This window comes from Priestia megaterium (genome assembly GCF_041941685.1).
GTDB lineage: Bacteria > Bacillota > Bacilli > Bacillales > Bacillaceae_H > Priestia > Priestia megaterium_C.
In genome coordinates this window covers 638,986-655,386 of record NZ_CP130958.1, presented here as the reverse complement: position 1 = coordinate 655,386, position 16,401 = coordinate 638,986, and the positions used below count along the sequence as shown (strand labels likewise).

At 38.8% G+C, this 16,401-nt stretch carries 12 protein-coding genes and 2 pseudogenes; 1 reads left to right on the top strand and 13 read right to left on the bottom strand.

The features are described from left to right. The first annotated feature begins 92 nt into the window (after positions 1 to 92). Positions 93 to 1,505: a sigma-54-dependent Fis family transcriptional regulator gene (locus Q5794_RS03550; protein ID WP_028407442.1), complete on the top strand. Its 1,413-nt coding sequence runs from the start codon at positions 93 to 95 to the stop codon at positions 1,503 to 1,505. Positions 1,506 to 1,532: 27 nt separating this feature from the next. Here Q5794_RS03550 and Q5794_RS03545 read toward each other — a convergent pair whose 3' ends face one another. The 13 genes and pseudogenes from Q5794_RS03545 to Q5794_RS03485 all read right to left on the bottom strand — a co-directional run bounded on the left by Q5794_RS03545 (position 1,533) and on the right by Q5794_RS03485 (position 16,195). Then, positions 1,533 to 2,951 carry an amino acid permease gene (locus Q5794_RS03545; RefSeq protein WP_268577479.1) on the bottom strand — a complete coding sequence of 473 codons (1,419 nt, stop codon included), beginning with the start codon at positions 2,949 to 2,951 and terminating at the stop codon, positions 1,533 to 1,535. Positions 2,952 to 2,974: 23 nt separating this feature from the next. Continuing rightward, positions 2,975 to 4,653, bottom strand: a pseudogene (locus Q5794_RS03540) (M20/M25/M40 family metallo-hydrolase). Positions 4,654 to 4,756: 103 nt separating this feature from the next. Beyond that, positions 4,757 to 5,962 carry an ornithine--oxo-acid transaminase gene (locus Q5794_RS03535; protein ID WP_013055371.1) on the bottom strand — a complete coding sequence of 402 codons (1,206 nt, stop codon included), beginning with the start codon at positions 5,960 to 5,962 and terminating at the stop codon, positions 4,757 to 4,759. Between the two features lie 23 nt (positions 5,963 to 5,985). Next, positions 5,986 to 7,533 (bottom strand): L-glutamate gamma-semialdehyde dehydrogenase, encoded by a 1,548-nt coding sequence (gene pruA / locus Q5794_RS03530; RefSeq protein ID WP_208755982.1) that lies wholly within the window; start codon positions 7,531 to 7,533, stop codon positions 5,986 to 5,988. Between the two features lie 102 nt (positions 7,534 to 7,635). After that, complete coding sequence (locus Q5794_RS03525; RefSeq protein ID WP_374988685.1) at positions 7,636 to 7,839, bottom strand: hypothetical protein; 204 nt, start codon at positions 7,837 to 7,839, stop codon at positions 7,636 to 7,638. 73 nt (positions 7,840 to 7,912) lie between these two features. Then, entirely contained in the window at positions 7,913 to 8,947 is a 1,035-nt protein-coding gene (locus Q5794_RS03520) for a LacI family DNA-binding transcriptional regulator (RefSeq protein ID WP_013055369.1), read from the bottom strand. A gap of 57 nt (positions 8,948 to 9,004) precedes the next feature. After that, a complete protein-coding gene (locus tag Q5794_RS03515) occupies positions 9,005 to 9,772 on the bottom strand; it encodes an alpha-glucosidase C-terminal domain-containing protein (protein ID WP_374988684.1) in 768 nt (255 codons plus the stop codon). 8 nt (positions 9,773 to 9,780) lie between these two features. Further along, complete coding sequence (locus Q5794_RS03510) at positions 9,781 to 10,518, bottom strand: alpha-amylase family glycosyl hydrolase (protein ID WP_374988683.1); 738 nt, start codon at positions 10,516 to 10,518, stop codon at positions 9,781 to 9,783. Between the two features lie 149 nt (positions 10,519 to 10,667). Beyond that, on the bottom strand, positions 10,668 to 12,068 hold the full coding sequence (locus Q5794_RS03505) for an ammonium transporter (RefSeq protein ID WP_214984684.1): 1,401 nt from the start codon (positions 12,066 to 12,068) through the stop codon (positions 10,668 to 10,670). A 37-nt stretch (positions 12,069 to 12,105) separates the two neighbouring features. Next, positions 12,106 to 12,210 (bottom strand): P-II family nitrogen regulator, encoded by a 105-nt coding sequence (locus Q5794_RS03500; protein ID WP_268588157.1) that lies wholly within the window; start codon positions 12,208 to 12,210, stop codon positions 12,106 to 12,108. A gap of 91 nt (positions 12,211 to 12,301) precedes the next feature. Then, positions 12,302 to 13,150, bottom strand: coding sequence for a phytoene/squalene synthase family protein (locus Q5794_RS03495; RefSeq protein ID WP_374988682.1), 849 nt, complete (start codon positions 13,148 to 13,150; stop codon positions 12,302 to 12,304). Positions 13,151 to 13,208: 58 nt separating this feature from the next. Beyond that, positions 13,209 to 14,666, bottom strand: coding sequence for an NAD(P)/FAD-dependent oxidoreductase (locus Q5794_RS03490; protein WP_214984682.1), 1,458 nt, complete (start codon positions 14,664 to 14,666; stop codon positions 13,209 to 13,211). Then, a pseudogene (locus tag Q5794_RS03485) lies at positions 14,663 to 16,195 on the bottom strand (phytoene desaturase family protein). The gene Q5794_RS03490 and the pseudogene Q5794_RS03485 overlap by 4 nt, the downstream one beginning before the upstream one ends. Positions 16,196 to 16,401 lie beyond the last annotated feature (206 nt).

The following is a 16,401-nucleotide window of genomic DNA, read 5'->3' as shown; positions in this document are numbered from 1 at the left end:
GTCATTCATTTATTTTTATGTGGAAACACTATCAGAATTCAGCTATTTTTGTTTAAATAGAGATATGAACACCGCTAAAGGAGAGTATTTGAATGACCGATACATTAAGCACTCTTAAACATATATATGAAACCATTTTAAATAAAGTCGATGCCGGTATCCATGCGGTCGATGAAACAGGAAAAACTATTATTTATAATGAAAAGATGACAAAGATGGAGCTGATGGATGAACAAGACGTTTTACATAAAAACTTGTTAGATGTGTTTATGTTCAAAGAAAATCAGCAAAGCACGCTTGTACAGGCGCTGCAAAAAGGAAAAGAAACGGTTAACGTCAAGCAAACGTATTTCAACAATCAAGGACAAGAAATCACGACGATTAATAATACCTTCCCTATTTTAAAAGACGGGGTCATTCAAGGAGCGGTTGAAATTGCTCAGGACGTGACGAAACTAGAGCGTCTAATCCGGCAAAACATTAGGCAAAAAGGAAATACACGCTTTACGTTTGATAGCATCATCGGAAACAGTCAAGCAGTTCACGATGTGATTGAAGACGCCAAGCGAGCTACTAGAACTCCTTCTTATGTCTTAATTATTGGAGAAACAGGCACGGGAAAAGAACTGTTTGCTCAAAGCATACATAATGGCAGCAGCCGCTCTTCTGCTCCTTTTATTTCACAAAACTGTGCTGCGCTACCGGATAATTTAATTGAAAGCCTTTTGTTCGGTACGAAACGCGGAGCTTTTACAGGTGCAATGGATAATCCTGGTCTTTTCGAACAAGCGCAAGGAGGCACATTACTGCTAGATGAAATCAACTCGTTAAACCCAAATCTTCAGGCTAAGCTTCTTCGAGTGCTGCAGGAAAAAACCGTACGAAGAATTGGGGATACAGTGGACAAACCGGTTAACGTTCGAGTGATCGCGAACATGAATGAAGATCCAATCGATGCAATTGCAGAAAACCGATTACGCAAAGACTTATATTATCGACTTGGCGTCGTGACGCTTTTTATTCCTCCTCTTCGTGAACGAAAAGAAGATATTATTGAATTAACAAAGTTTTTCATCAAAAAATACAATGATTTGTTTCAGATGAATGTAAAAACCGTAGATCACCAAGTCATGTCTTCTTTTCTCTCTTATGACTGGCCAGGGAACGTACGGGAATTAGAACACATTATTGAAGGTGCAATGAACTTGGTAATGGACGAAGATGTTATTCATTATTCTCACCTTCCTTTCCAATACAGAACGAAGTTCCAGCTAAAGCAGCATGAACATTTTGAAAATAAAGCAAGCAGTGACGCACCTTCTTATCCAAGCGCTTTTCACCCTTCTCTTCCTTTAAAGGAACAGCTGTTAGCGTTCGAAGCAGAATGTATTAAACAAACGCTTGAACAACACAGCCACAACATCTCAAAAAGTGCTAAGATACTAGGGCTGACCAGACAAAGCTTGCAGTATCGTATGAAACGATTAAACATCCGCTCTAAATAAAAAAGAAGTGCACAGTGCACTTCTTTTTTATTTTGCTTTATAAACCGATGAATCCGATTGTTTTTGATCAATATTTTTCTTGATTCCTACGTGATAATACACGTAGAGTACAATGATTAAAGGGACACCACAGTAAAGACCAATTCGTTGATCCGGAATAAAAATTAAGCTGATTAATACAAGTCCATACAAACAAAAACCTAGAATAGGAACGAATGGATAAAGCGGCGTTTTAAATTTCAATTCCTTTATGTCTCCTCCTTCCGCTAAAAAACGACGGCGGAACATAAATTGAGAGGCACAAATGGACATCCAAACAATAATGGTCACCATTCCTGAAATCGAAATAAACCAAAGATATACGGTTTCAGCAGCCACGACGCTTGTAATCAACGAGCACCCTGAAATAATCATTGTCACAATTAATGCGTTAATTGGAACACCTTTTGAAGATAATTTCTTCAAAGGTTTTGGCCCCATATTGCTGTTTGACAGTGACCAAAGCATACGAGAAGCAGCATAAACGCCGGAGTTCGCCACTGATAGAACGGCTGTTAAAATGACAAAGTTCATGATATCCGCTGCGTATGGAATGCCAATTTGATCTAATACGGCAACAAACGGACTTTCAATGACGCCTGCTGTTTTGTATGGCAGAATAGAGACTAAAACAAACATAGCTAACACAAAGAAAAACAGCGTTCTCCAAATGACGTTTCGAATAGATCTCGGCAACGTTTTCTCAGGACTTTCACTTTCTCCTGCTGCAATGCCGACAAGCTCCGTTCCTTGAAACGAAAAGTTAACCGTTACTAAAGTCAATAAAACTGCCAGTATTCCATTTGGAAAAAGACCTGCGCCTTGGGTGAAATGTGAAAGAAACGGTGCGGGTTCTCCTCCCTTGAAATCGATAAAACCAAAAACAGCAGCTCCTCCAATTAAAATAAATAGAATAATAGCCGTAACTTTAATACTCGAAAACCAAAACTCAGTTTCAGCATAGCTTCGAGCAGAAAGAGCGTTAATTAAAAATGTAATGACGCCAAAAATCAAGCACCATGACCATATAGGTACATCAGGAAACCACCTCTGCATTAAAATTCCTGCTGACGTAAATTCAAGCCCTGTCGTATTTGCCCAGCTGAACCAGTACAGCCATCCAATCATAAAGCCTGTAGAAGGTCCTAAAAACCTTGTAGCGTATTCTTGAAAGGAACCTGAAACCGGCATTGCTACCGCTAGCTCTCCTAAACAAAGCATAACTAAGTACATGAGGAAGCCGCCTATTATATATGCAAGAATGGCTCCTCCCGGCCCTGCCTGGCTAATAGTAAAACCCGAACCTAAAAATAGGCCTGTTCCAATCACGCCTCCTAACGCAATCATAAATAAATGTCTGCTTTTCATTGTTCTCTGTAATTGGTTTTGTTCTGTATGTCTATTCATCGGTACCTCCGTTCTTCATTTTCTTATATGTGGTTTGTACAAGCATGCCTACTTTTTAGCATCTGAACAGTTGTTTCTTGAATCAACTTAGGAAGAACTCCGAACGAATAAGGCTTATACACTCGCTCTGTCCACTTATGTCCGTCTTTCCCATATACTCCTATATTGATGGACGGAATATTTAACTCTCGAATTTCACGGAAAGGAATCGCCCCTGCAATCCCCCACCCCGGAAAGTTACGTGTAAAAGCATCGATTTCCTCATCTGTCTCATGAAGAGATAAAAAGCTGCCATCCGCTAGGTAGGGAAAAAATTTTTAAAACTGAAACGTCTCTCCCGTCTGTTTTCCAACCTTCTCCATAGCTGCTTGCAAGGGATAAAGAAGCTGCTGATCTCTGCTTTCGTCTTTCTTCAAGTGATTATGAGGCAAGTAAGGCGGTGCAAAAAAGACAATTACGCGCGGACTTTGATGCGGATCTAACTTTTGAAGTTCTTCAATTACTTTGAAGCACCTTGTTCTAAGTTCTAAATGCGCATACTGTTCGAAAGCTCGTTCAATACAAGCCTGAGCATTTATCTCTTTTTGATCCAATTCTTCCAGGTAATCTTCCAAACTCACAACATCCACTTTCCAAGACAAGTTTCGCTTTGGTAAATTCGTTCTCTGAACAAAAAGTTCGTAATAATCAGAAAGTTTTTTCTCCACTTTTTCACATGCTTCGATTGATAATCCAATTAATTGACTCATCACTTCTTTTGCCGTTCGTTCATAGATGAAATAGTTAAAATACAAATGACTGCTTACAGCGGTTTGCACATTATAAGCCTCTTTATTATCTCGTTGATACAGACAGGAAGGTGGCAGTACCAGCTCTCCTTCAATATTTTCAGCTAGATTAATATTGTTATGGATACTTCCCGTAATCTCAGATGCAATCAAATTAGGATCTATACCAGCAAGCGTATCTCCTACGTGTACCTCCCTTCCGTAAATATAAAAACATGGAAGCAGTTTCCCAGCGGCTCCTGTATAAATATAGCGCGTGGAATCTCCATCGTAAAGAGGTGTAATAAAGTCGGTATTAATCGCTGCTACATATGAAAGATTTTTTTCTTTTTCAAACGGTTCAGTTCAGAAACAGCAGAAATAATTCCAGCATGCTGACTTTCCTCATCTGGGTTGACCATAAAAAGGACGTTTCCTTCTAATTTATTTGGATGCTTAGTAAAATGCAGCACATTGGCTAAATGTACAGCAATTCCACTTTGCATATCAACGGCTCCTCTTCCAAACATCCATTCACCTGAGCGAGCATCTCGCTGTACATCTTCATTAATGTTATGCATAGAGAAATAGCGATGAAGTTCTTCTGGATCTAATGCTATGTCTTTTAATGGACCAAAATCTTCAATGCCAACCGTATCTAAGTGAGCGTGATAAATCATTGTTTGAGCATTTTTTTTGCTGCCTTGAATAAAAGCAAATACATTTTTTCTACCTAGCGTATCGCCATTAATTTTCTGTTCCCAAACGTAAAGGGGATTTTCTTTGAAATAAGGAAAACTTTGAAGCGTGTTTTTAATGAAATCAGCAATCTTTACTTCGCCGCTTGTCCCATTGATACTTTTGATTTTCACTAACGCTTTTGTTAAACATTCAACTTGCTCTTCCATGCTTAGCTGTGAGAGTTGGATATACACTTCTATTCCTCCTGCCTATCAAATAAAAACGTTATTTAGCTGCATATGAATAAAAATAGTACGATATATACATATCGTACTATTTTTATTTATTTTAAACCGATTACTCAGCAAATACTTTTTCAATTCGTTCAATTGCCCAGTCTAACTCTTCTTTTGAAATCGTTAGCGGCGGAGCAAAACGAATAACCGTACTGTGCGTTTCTTTACAAAGCAAACCTTGGTCTTTTAATTTTTCACAATAAGGACGAGCTTCTTCGTGTAATTCTACCCCGATGAATAGACCTCGGCCGCGCACTTCTTTAATAACTGGATTGCTTAAGCTTTGGAGCTTCTGCTTGAAATAAGAACCTAATTCTAATGAACGCGCTGGAAGTTCTTCATCTTCAATTACTTCCAAAGCAGCTAATGATACGGCACAAGCAAGCGGGTTTCCTCCAAATGTTGAACCATGAGAGCCAGGGTTAAAGACACTTAAAATGTCTTCGTTAGCGACTACGCAAGAAATAGGGAAAACTCCTCCTCCAAGCGCTTTACCTAAAATCAGCATATCTGGTTCTACGCCTTCCCAATCACAAGCAAACATTTTGCCTGTACGCGCTAAGCCAACTTGGATTTCATCAGCAATAAATAGCACATTATGTTCTTTACATAAATCAGCTGCAGCTTTTAAGAAGCCTTCTGGAGGTAAAACGATACCTGCTTCACCTTGAATTGGCTCAATTAAAAATGCGGCTGTATTTGGTGTAATAGCAGCTTTTAACGCTTCTAAATCACCATAAGGAATGGTTTGAAGCCCTGGAAGCATCGGTCCAAAACCACGTTGATATTCTGCTTCAGACGATAAGGAAACAGCTGTCATTGTACGACCATGGAAGTTGCCCACACATGCGATGATTTGTGCTTGATTTTCAGCAACGCCTTTCACATCGTAAGCCCAGCGGCGTGCAGCTTTAATGGCTGTTTCCACCGCTTCTGCTCCCGTATTCATTGGAAGAGCCATATTTTTATTTGTTAATTTACAAATCTTTTCATACCATGGACCAAGCTGATCATTATGAAACGCTCGTGACGTTAACGTTACTTTATCAGCTTGACGTTTTAATGCTTCAATAATTTTTGGATGACGATGTCCTTGGTTAACAGCAGAATAAGCACTTAGCATATCCATATATTTATTATTTTCTGGATCGTGTACCCATACGCCTTCTGCCTTTTCAATTACAATCGGCAACGGATGATAGTTGTGTGCCCCAAATTTTTCTGTTTGCTCAATGATTTTCACCGTTTTTTGTGTTTCAGTTGTCATATTTACTCCTCCTTATTTTCTAATTAGAATGTTTCAGATGTTGTTTTTGCTTGCATGTGAAGAACAAGATAATCCGGTCCGCCTGCTTTTGAATCCGTTCCTGACATATTAAATCCGCCAAAAGGCTGGTAACCAACAATCGCTCCTGTACATCCTCTGTTAAAATACAGATTTCCAACATGGAACTCTTCACGAGCGCGCTCAATATGCTCACGGTTGTTTGATAATAAAGCGCCTGTTAATGCATATTCTGTATTGTTTGCAATCTCCATCATATGATCAAAATCTCGCGCTTTAGAGAATGCTACTACCGGACCAAAAATTTCTTCTTGCATGAGACGAGCTTTTTCATCTACATCCGCAAAAATAGTTGGCTGAATAAAGTATCCAGTTGAATTGTCTGCTTCTCCTCCCGCAACAAGCCGTCCTTCTTCTTTTCCAATTTCAATATACGATAATACTTTGTTATACGACGCCTCGTGAATAACAGGTCCCATATAAGTTGAAACTTCTTCCGGGTTTCCAATGGTTAATGTTTTTGTTAGCGCAACTGCTTTTTCAAGCACTTCATCATACACATCTTGATGCACAACAGCACGAGAACCAGCGGAGCACTTTTGCCCTGCAAAACCAAATGCAGAGTATACGATTGAAGAAGCAGCTAAATCAAGATCCGCATCTTTGTCTACAACCACCGTATCTTTTCCGCCCATTTCAGCAATAACGCGTTTTAGCCATTTTTGGCCCGGCTGTACTTTTGCTGCTCTTTCGTAAATGCGGCAACCTACTGCGCGCGAGCCGGTAAATGAAACAAAGCGTGTTTTTGGATGTTCAACTAAGTAGTCACCGATTTCAGGTGTAGCACCAGGAATAAAGTTTAATACGCCTTTCGGTAAACCTGCTTCTTCCATTACTTCTACAAATTTCGCTGCTACTACAGGAGTGGCATCAGCTGGCTTTAATAAAATCGTGTTGCCTGTTACGATAGCTGCTACTGCTGTTCCAGCCATGATAGCTAACGGGAAGTTAAATGGTGAAATGATAATACCTACGCCCAGCGGAATATAATTGTACTGATTATACTCACCGTCTCGACTCTGTACTGGAGAACCATCTTTTAACGTCAGGACTTGACGTGCATAGTACTCTAAAAAATCAATTGCTTCTGCTGTATCAGCATCTGCTTCGTTCCAAGGCTTTCCTGCTTCTTTTACAAGATAACTAGAAAATTCATGCTTTCTGCGACGGATGATGGCCGCTGCACGGAAAAGAATATCTGCTCGATGTTCTACTTTCCATTTTTTCCACGTTTCAAAAGCTTTTAAAGCTGACTGCATCGCTTGCTCTGCTAGATCTTTATTTACTGTAGAGACATATCCAATCACTTCTTTTATATTCGCTGGGTTAACAGACGTAATTTTCTCCTCAGTTTCCACTTTTTCACCGTCGATCACAAGCGGGTACGTTTTGCCAAGCTGTGTATTTACATATGTTAATGCTTCTTGAAATGCCTTTTTATTGTTTTCGTCCTTAAAATTTGTAAATGGTTCATGAGAATAAGAAACTACCATGATATATACCTCCTAGTATGCAAATCTTTGTTTACTTTATAGTTATGCAAATAGCGTGCCAACTTTTAATAAAACTTTACAGCCTATTTGTCACCAAGGTTTTCACCACTTATATCTTTCTTTCTTTTTGATAAAGGAAAAAATAATTGGCATATGTATATTTTTTTTGCACTTTAAAACGCCAATATCTTTGGCATAAAGAATATATTGAGACATACCTAAATCAACCCAATCACCAGCTAAGAAGCAGCTACCTACGTTTACCCTCCCAACGAAAAAATCCGAACAAGTTTGATTCTCCATCAAGAATCAAACTCGTTCGGATCTTCCTTCAACTACAATACTTTTGTTCCAGCCTCTTTTCTATTTGTATATAAAGTTATCTCTTCGTCATTTGAATGGTTTTACAGGACTGTCTTTTAATCATTTTGTGAGGAACGCGCACTTGTTCTGCAACAGCATATGGCGTTTCAATCTGCTTAATCAAGCAGCGTACAGCCTGATAACCAAGTTCAAAAATATTAATATCAATAGATGTGAGAGCAGGTCTAGCCATTTCGGCGATCAGAACATTATTAAAACTGACAATCGAAATGTCTTCAGGAACTGAAATCCCCATTTCATCCAATGTATTTAAAACGCCTAATGCCATTAGATCGTCTGCTACTACCAGAGCCGTTGGACGTTCTTTTAGAGATAAAAGTTCGCAAACAGCTTCTTTTCCTCCCTTCTGTAGAAATTCTTCATGAATCACATACTCGTCCCGGTAAGGAATGTTTGCTTTTTGAATCGCTTTATCATAGCCTGTTAAACGGTCAATGGTAACGACTAATTCAAGACTTCCGCCAATAAAAGCAATACGCTCATGCCCAGATTCAATTAAATATTCCGTCGCTTCTTTTCCAGCTTTAAAATTATCATTATCAACAAACGTGATGCTTTCACTATGTTTAAACGGCTTTCCAATAACTACAAACGGCACGCTCTGTTCTTGCAAATAAGAAAGTACTTGATCATCAACTTTGGAGTACAGCAAAATTAATCCATCCACTCGTCTCCCCTGTACCATTTGAACAACTTCTGCAAAAATCTCTTCTTCCGTTTCTCCAGTGGACATATAAATCGCTCTTTTGTTTTCGTGAGCTCCGGTGCTGATTCCTCTTAGCACTTCGGGAAAGAATGGATTTTGAAACACCTTGTCTGCTGAGCTCGGCATCACTAGGCCGACTGCCTCTGTCGTTTGATTTGCTAGACTTCGCGCAATAATATTTGGGTGATAACCAAGTTCTTTCATAGCCGATCGCACGCGCTGTTTTGTTTTTTCACTAATTCTTGAGCTATCTGCAATGACGCGAGATACCGTCGAAGGGGCTACATTTGCTAAATTTGCCACATCTTTTATTGTTACACCCATAATTCCACCTCTTAATTATGTTTTCTTCATTAATACTTATCCAATATAATTTGACAACTACGACGCGCTGTCCTTTTTACGAGATTGAGAAATTTTCTTTTCTTTTCTTCTTTTTGAAGATGCTTTGTACAAAAAGATGCCAAATCCCGTATAAACAGCAGCAACCGCTGCGATATATCCAATATTAAACCCTGACTTTTTCACTACTTTATATACATTTGTGGTCTCAGGCTCCAATGAAATGTTGTATACATCGTCAACGGGTCGTATAATTCCTTCCGTTATTAACCCTCTTAGTTCATTTTCTTTTCCAACTTTTTTAAGCGGGACATTAATGGCCGACGTTTCCTTTGTATTATTAATCACAACAAACGTCGTTTCGTCCTTATACCTTCTCTTGTATACAGCCACACCTTTTTGCTCAGACACAAGGGTAAAGCTTCCTTTTCGAAGAGAAGGCGACTTTGCTCTAAGTTCAGCCAGTTTTTTCAAATGATCTATAATATCGGGATTAGCTAAAAAATTCATCATGCCATAATTTTCTGCTCCCTTTCCCCCATTCAGCGCAATTTCCGTTCCATAAAAAACGATTGGTACACTCGGCGAAGTATAAAGATAGGAAAGCCCTTGCTTTGTTCGGGCTCCAGGATGATTTTCACTCTTTAATGCTTGTGCTGTAAAACGTGTGCTATGAACATCATCTAAAAAATTGGCTAAAGGCTGATTACTTCCTTTTCCCCACTTGTCATACAACATTTTCTGCGGACGATTAGTACCGCTAAACGTAGCAGCAGTGGCTTCGGCTAGCGTTCTATCTACAAGCAAATCTACTCCTAACGAATCAGCCTGCTCATTTTTTTTAATGGTTGCCCGTTTATTTCTCCTATTAATAGAAAAGAAGGATCCATGCTTTTTAGCGTCTTAGAAAAGGATGAAATAAATGCAGAAGGAGCTTGATCGATATCTTTAACGTAATATCCGTCAATATCTGCTTGTTTGCTCCACCAAGCAGCATTTTTAATAAGGTATTTCTGCACAGCGCTTTCTTTTAAATTAAGGTGAGGCAATGCTTTAATTACTTCGTTATCTGTACCGGATTCATTACTTATCCATGTTTGTTTTCCTTTATCTGCTACCCAGGTATGATTGTTACTGATTGTCAAAGGAAATTCGACCATAATTTTTATATTGCGCTCATGTGCTTTCTTCACAAGATTTTGTAAGTCTTTTAACGTTCCAAAATGATCGTCTATTTTATAATGGTTGGTCACCGCATATCCATGATAGCCTGTCTCATCATTTTCCATAAAAGGAGTTAATAAAACAGCGGTAAATCCCATCTCTTGAATATAGTCTAACTTTTGTGCTATTCCCTGTAAATCGCCTCCATAATAGGCATCTGAGCTTTCATAGTTAACATTTCGATCATTCTGTTCACTTCCGTTATAAAAACGGTTAATCATCAATGAGTATATTACCTCATCACGTATATCTTTATGATCTTGCGCTGAGGCACTGCTTCCAAAAAGCAATAATAGTATAAGTAGCATACTTGTCCTTTTCCATTTCATCTATTCCCCTCCTATAGACGAACTGTTTCAAACTCACTTTTGTTTCCATTATAACGTTAACGCTTACATTATTGTTAAATAAGTTGATAAAAACAAAAAAAGTGATTAAAAGTTTTTACTTTTAATCACTTTTTTCCATCTATATACTGCTATACCGTCTCATTTACGTTCGATATATGAGGTTTATCCGATACTTTACCAACTTTATTTAGTCGATCAATCAATCCAACACCAAATTCAGGATGAAGGTTACCATCTCCTGTCGCTACGAAACTTTCACGAAATTCGTATGCGGATGAACCGTGTTCAGCAAAATCTAAACCAGCAATTTCTTCTTCGCTTGATACTCGAATAGAAGAAAAACGCGTGAGAACAAATAGGAATAACCCCACCGTTCCAATTGTCCAGCCCATCACAGCTATAATTCCAAGAGCTTGAATACCTAATAGCTGTACGCCGCCGCCATAAAATAAACCATTAGCTGTATCAAACAGCCCCACTGCTAACGTCCCCCAAATACCGCAAATTCCATGAACAGTAATAGCACCAACTGGATCATCTAACTTCATTTTGCTATTGATAAAATGCACAGCTTCTACTAGAATAATTCCTGCAATTAGCCCAATGACGATCGCACCTGGAATCGATACGTTTGCTGTTCCAGCTGTAATCCCTACAAGTCCAGCTAAGGCACCGTTTAATGTTAAGCTAGCGTCAATACGTTTGTAGCGAAACTTTGTATATAAAGCAGAAGACAGGACTCCGCATGACCCAGACATTAATGTAGTTGCGATGATTCCTGGTACAAGGGCAGGATCCGCTGCTAATGTACTTCCTCCATTAAATCCAAACCATCCAAACCAGAGGATAAATACACCTAATGCGCCAAGTGGAATATTATGTCCTTGAATAGCATTGACTTTTCCATCGCTTCCATACTTTCCAAGACGTGCTCCTAGAAAAGTAACTGCTACAGCCGCACCAAGAGCTCCAGTCAAATGAACAACTGTCGACCCTGCAAAATCTACGAAGCCTAGTTTAGACAACCATCCTCCTCCCCACACCCAGTGACCTGCAACTGGATAAATAACAGCTACCATAGCAATTGTGAGCATCATATAGCTCGATAATTTCATACGTTCTGCTAACGCTCCTGAAATAATCGTAGCGCATGTTGCTGCGAAAACAATTTGAAAGACAAAAAAGCTCATTTGATCGCTTTCTCCATTTAAAAAGAAACCGCTCGAACCGATAAATCCTCCTTTAGAACTTCCAAACATAAGCGCAAAACCAACCACAAAATACAAGACGGAAGACACAGCTACCGTTAGCATATTTTTCATTAAGATATTAAGCGAATTTTTCGAACGAGTGAAGCCTGTTTCAACCATCGCAAACCCTGCGTGCATTAAAAACACAAGTACTGCCCCGAACATTACCCACATCATGTCAATTGATGCGCTGACTGATTCAACAGTTGGGTCAGCCGCATTAACGCGTGTTGCCGCCAACAAACTAATAAGCAAAGCCGCACTAATTTTCTTTTTCAACGCTTAACTCCCCCTCTATTAAAATAACACTCTCTTTTTATAAAATAGCCTCTACACCTGCTTCTCCTGTTCTAATTCGTACAGCATCCTCTACCGGATATACAAAAACCTTTCCGTCGCCTATTTGATTCGTAGAACAAATTGAATGAGACTTTTTTCTTATTTACATAATAGTTAACGCTTTCATATCTTTTCAAAAAAAAGTAACGCAAAGGAAAATTAATTCCTTTGCGTTACCCCGTAGAAATAGATGTCATAATTTTCTTTTTCACTTGACTTGTGACAAAGTGCTTTTCTGTAAATACGTCATAATTTTCTTTTCGAATTTTATCAAGAATCGCTCGGTATAAATGCGCCGCTCCTGTAAGAGGTAAACGAGAAGCCACCGGATATTTATGAATCGACTGAAGTCCTTTTATATAATACATTTCCGCTTCTTTGACTAGGTGCTCCCACATCTCTATAAATTCAGAAGTGACCCACCGGTTCTCTAATAGCATGCGCGTATATCCGTAAGAATTCATAAGGTCTTTCGGTAAATAAATGCGCCCTCGCTCTAAGTCTTCCCCAACGTCTCTTAAAATGTTGGTCAGCTGCATCGCAATACCTAATGCAACTGCTTCTTCTTCTAATTCTTTATGAGTAGTTGAAGCTAAAATCGGTAAAAGCATTAACCCTACCGTACTCGCTACGTGATAAGAGTATGTTTTCACTTCATCAAGCGTATCGTATTCTTTTTTTACTAAATCCATTCTCTGGCCGGTAATCATATCATCAAACGCTTGAATATTCATCTCATATTGTTCAAATACATTGCGCAGAGCTACCCACATGGCGCTTTCGTTTAATAGTTCTCCATTTTTAAATCGGGAAAATTCTGATTCGAATTGCTGCAGCTCTATTTCAGGGTTGCATCCTTCATCTACAATATCATCGACTTGACGGCAAAATGCATATACTGCCCATACTGCCTTTCTTTGTTTTGACGGCAGCATGGAAAAAGCTTTGTAAAACGTTTTTGAGTTTTCTTTAATAATTTCTTCACACTGATTGTACGCTTTGTCTAACGAAATGTTCATCATATAGGACCCCTTTCTCTATTAAAGGATAAACCATCATTTCCTTATGGCTTACAAGATCTTAAGAAAGCTTTGCAACCGTTTGAACAGATGATTGTTCAATAAGATGATCAGCTAGCATTTTTGCTCCTTGCATAACAATTGGCACGCCTCCGCCTGGATGAATAGATGCTCCGACGGCAAAAACATTTTTATATTCGTACGGCTGGTACTGGGGTCTGAATACGCCTGATTGAAACAGCTCAGGAGCAATACCAAAGCTTCCTCCTTCGTAAAGTCCAAATGCTTGAGCATCATTTGGCGTGCGTACTTTTACCCACTCTATTTCTTTACGAAGCTCTTCAAACCCTTTTTCTTCTAAAGTTCGAATGATTCCATCAACAAAATCTTGCTGATTGCTCCAATCAATGTGGCCACCTGATGGAACCGGTACAAGTGCATATAGCACACTTTTCCCTTCAGGGGCTAACGATGGATCAATAACAGAGGGATTAAATGTATAAATAGCGGGATCTTCAGGAATCGTTTTATGCTTAAACACTGCTTCCATATGTTTAGCCAAATCATTGCCCATAAAGTATTGATGCACATTGTGATGATCATATTTTCTCTTCAAACCAAGATAAAGTAGCAGACAGCTGGACGAAGGCACATACTTCTTTTCTTTTTTTCGAGCAATTTTCGCCATATTAGGAAAGTCGCCATTTAAAACAACTTGATCAAATGGATAAAGTTTTTCGTCAACAATAACTCCTTCCGTCTTGTCTCCTGATATAGAAAGCTCTTGAACCGCCTTATTCAAATGAATGTTTACACCTTGCTCTATCAGCGCCTTTTCAAGAAGTGGCACAAGACTTGCGTATCCGCCTTTTACGTAATAGATGCCATGAGCATGCTCACTGTAAGGAACAAGGGAATAAATAGCTGGCGCCGAATAAGGATTTCCTCCAATATAGAGAGATTGCAGGGAATAGGCATCTACTAGACGTTCATCATGGAAATACGTTGAAATAAATTTTCTCATTGATTTATTTGCATTCATTTTTTTTAATGCCTTGATGTTTTGCCATGTCCAAAAATCTCGTTTATTTACAAATGTTTTTTCCAAAAATGCCTTACTTCCTAATTCAAATCTCTTTTTTAATTCTGTCATAAAACGCCGGTAGTTTTGCTCTTCGCCTGGAAACAAACGGCTAATCTCCTCTAACTGATCTTTTTCAGTCGCTTTTTTTGTATAGGTCGTACCGTCTGGAAAATGAATATCATAAAGTGGATCACAGCGTATTAGTTCATATTGAGAAGCAGAAATGCCTGCTTCATCTAAAATACGTTCAAGTATTAAAGGCAGTAAGACAATCGTGGGACCTTCATCAATTTTATAACCTTCTTTTTCTACAAACGCCAACCGGCCGCCAAGCTTGTTTTCTTTTTCGAAAATATCAACAGAAAATCCTCGTTTGCTTAATAACAAAGCGGTAATTAAACCGCCTATGCCGCCTCCAACAATTGCTGTTCTCATAATGCACTCTCCATTTCCTTCATGGTTTTAAACGGCTCATTCAGTAATTGTCCGTCTCTTTTTAAGATGAGCTTTGTCGTAATGCGAGATGATTCCAGAATAGTTGGTAGACCGCTTCCTGGATGAGTTCCTCCTCCAACTAGCCAGCAGTTTTCTAATTCTTCAAATTTATTATGCGGACGCAGCACCATCATTTGAGTGAGCTGATGTCCAAGGTTAAATGTCGCTCCTTTATAGACCAGCACGTCTTCTTCCCACTGCTTTGGTGAAATGATTTTTTCAACTTCAATATGACTCTCTAAATCCTTGAAACCTGTTTTCTTTTCTACAATTTTTAATACTGCATCCCGAAAATCTTTTTGTTTTTCATCCCAGTTTACACCGCTGAAATTATTTGGAACCGGCGCTAAAATATAAAGAGCAGACTTTCCTTCTGGTGCTAAAGTTGGGTCTGTTACACCTGGGTTTTGGATGTAGATAGAAGGGTCCTCTGAAAGAGCTAGCGTTTTTGTGATCTCTTCTACATTTTTTTTATAATCTTCAGCGAACACAATCGTGTGATGAGGCAGATCTTTGTACTGTTTGTCTATGCCTAGATAAATCATGAAAGTAGAACAAGAGTATTTTTTCTTTTCAAGTTTTTTAACTGCATATTTTTTAAGGGTACCTTCATCTATTAAATTCGTCATGGCATGAGCAAAATCTCCATTGATAATGACGTCGTCTGCCCCTATTCGCTCTCCATTTTCTAGAATAATTCCTTTTACTCTCTTATTTTCAATCCATAGTTTTTGGACACCTTGGTTTAAGTGGATGTGCCCTTGATGTTCTTCCACTACTTTTGCCATTGCTTGAGATAGTTGGTTTACTCCTCCTATTGGATGGAAGATACCGTAAGCGTGTTCCATAAACGATAAAATAGAAAAGGCTCCTGGACATTTCCAAGGGGACATTCCCAAGTACTTCGATTGAAAAGTAAAAGCTAATTTCAATTTCTCATCAGTGAAATACTTGCCAAGTACATCATAGAGCGTTTTACCTAAGGATAAATGCGGCAATGCTCGAATTGCTTCAGGCTTTAAATAGTGATGAAAACGATCCATCTCGCCCTGCAATAAAGGCAGCAAAGCCGCCATCTTTGCTTCGGTGTCTTACATAAAGCGCTCATAGCCTTCTCCGTTTCCTGGGTATAAACGTTCGATTTCTTCTTTCATCTTTTTATGGTTATCCGTCATCTGAATCTGCGCATCATCGAAAATAAGCTCATACATGAGATTTAGACGTTTTAAGTCCATATAATCATGCGCATTGCGATTAGCAGTTTGAAATAATTCTTCAAAAATCTGTGGCATGCTCAAAAATGTAGGACCCATATCAAACGTATAACCTGACATTTTAATCGCTGAATTTCGCCCGCCCACGTATCCTTGCTTTTCATATACATCTACTTTATAGCCATGACTCGCTAACAGCATCGCTGCCGCTAGTCCTCCTGGACCTGCTCCAATCACGATTACGTTTTTTTGCATACATACACTCCTAATCTTATACAATAGTTATACAAACATTATACAAAGCTTTATTATTAAACACAACGATAAACTGCTTGTCTTTATTCGAATCATAAAATTACCAATAACTAAACCATTAAAATATGACGTTTGTACCATTTTTCCAGGGTTTCGGTACACTTTCCCTTTATTCGGTGCTTTCAAGCTTTTATTTTATATCTATG

Bases quoted from the DNA above. Each gene is read 5' to 3' on its own strand.
- pruA (WP_208755982.1), bottom strand. From the start codon at position 7,533: ATGGTAGTTTCTTATTCTCATGAACCATTTACAAATTTTAAGGACGAA.
- Q5794_RS03550 (WP_028407442.1), top strand. From the start codon at position 93: ATGACCGATACATTAAGCACTCTTAAACATATATATGAAACCATTTTA.
- Q5794_RS03490 (WP_214984682.1), bottom strand. From the start codon at position 14,666: ATGAGAACAGCAATTGTTGGAGGCGGCATAGGCGGTTTAATTACCGCT.
- Q5794_RS03495 (WP_374988682.1), bottom strand. From the start codon at position 13,150: ATGATGAACATTTCGTTAGACAAAGCGTACAATCAGTGTGAAGAAATT.
- Q5794_RS03520 (WP_013055369.1), bottom strand. From the start codon at position 8,947: ATGGGTGTAACAATAAAAGATGTGGCAAATTTAGCAAATGTAGCCCCT.
- Q5794_RS03545 (WP_268577479.1), bottom strand. From the start codon at position 2,951: ATGAATAGACATACAGAACAAAACCAATTACAGAGAACAATGAAAAGC.
- Q5794_RS03510 (WP_374988683.1), bottom strand. From the start codon at position 10,518: ATGAAATGGAAAAGGACAAGTATGCTACTTATACTATTATTGCTTTTT.
- Q5794_RS03535 (WP_013055371.1), bottom strand. From the start codon at position 5,962: ATGACAACTGAAACACAAAAAACGGTGAAAATCATTGAGCAAACAGAA.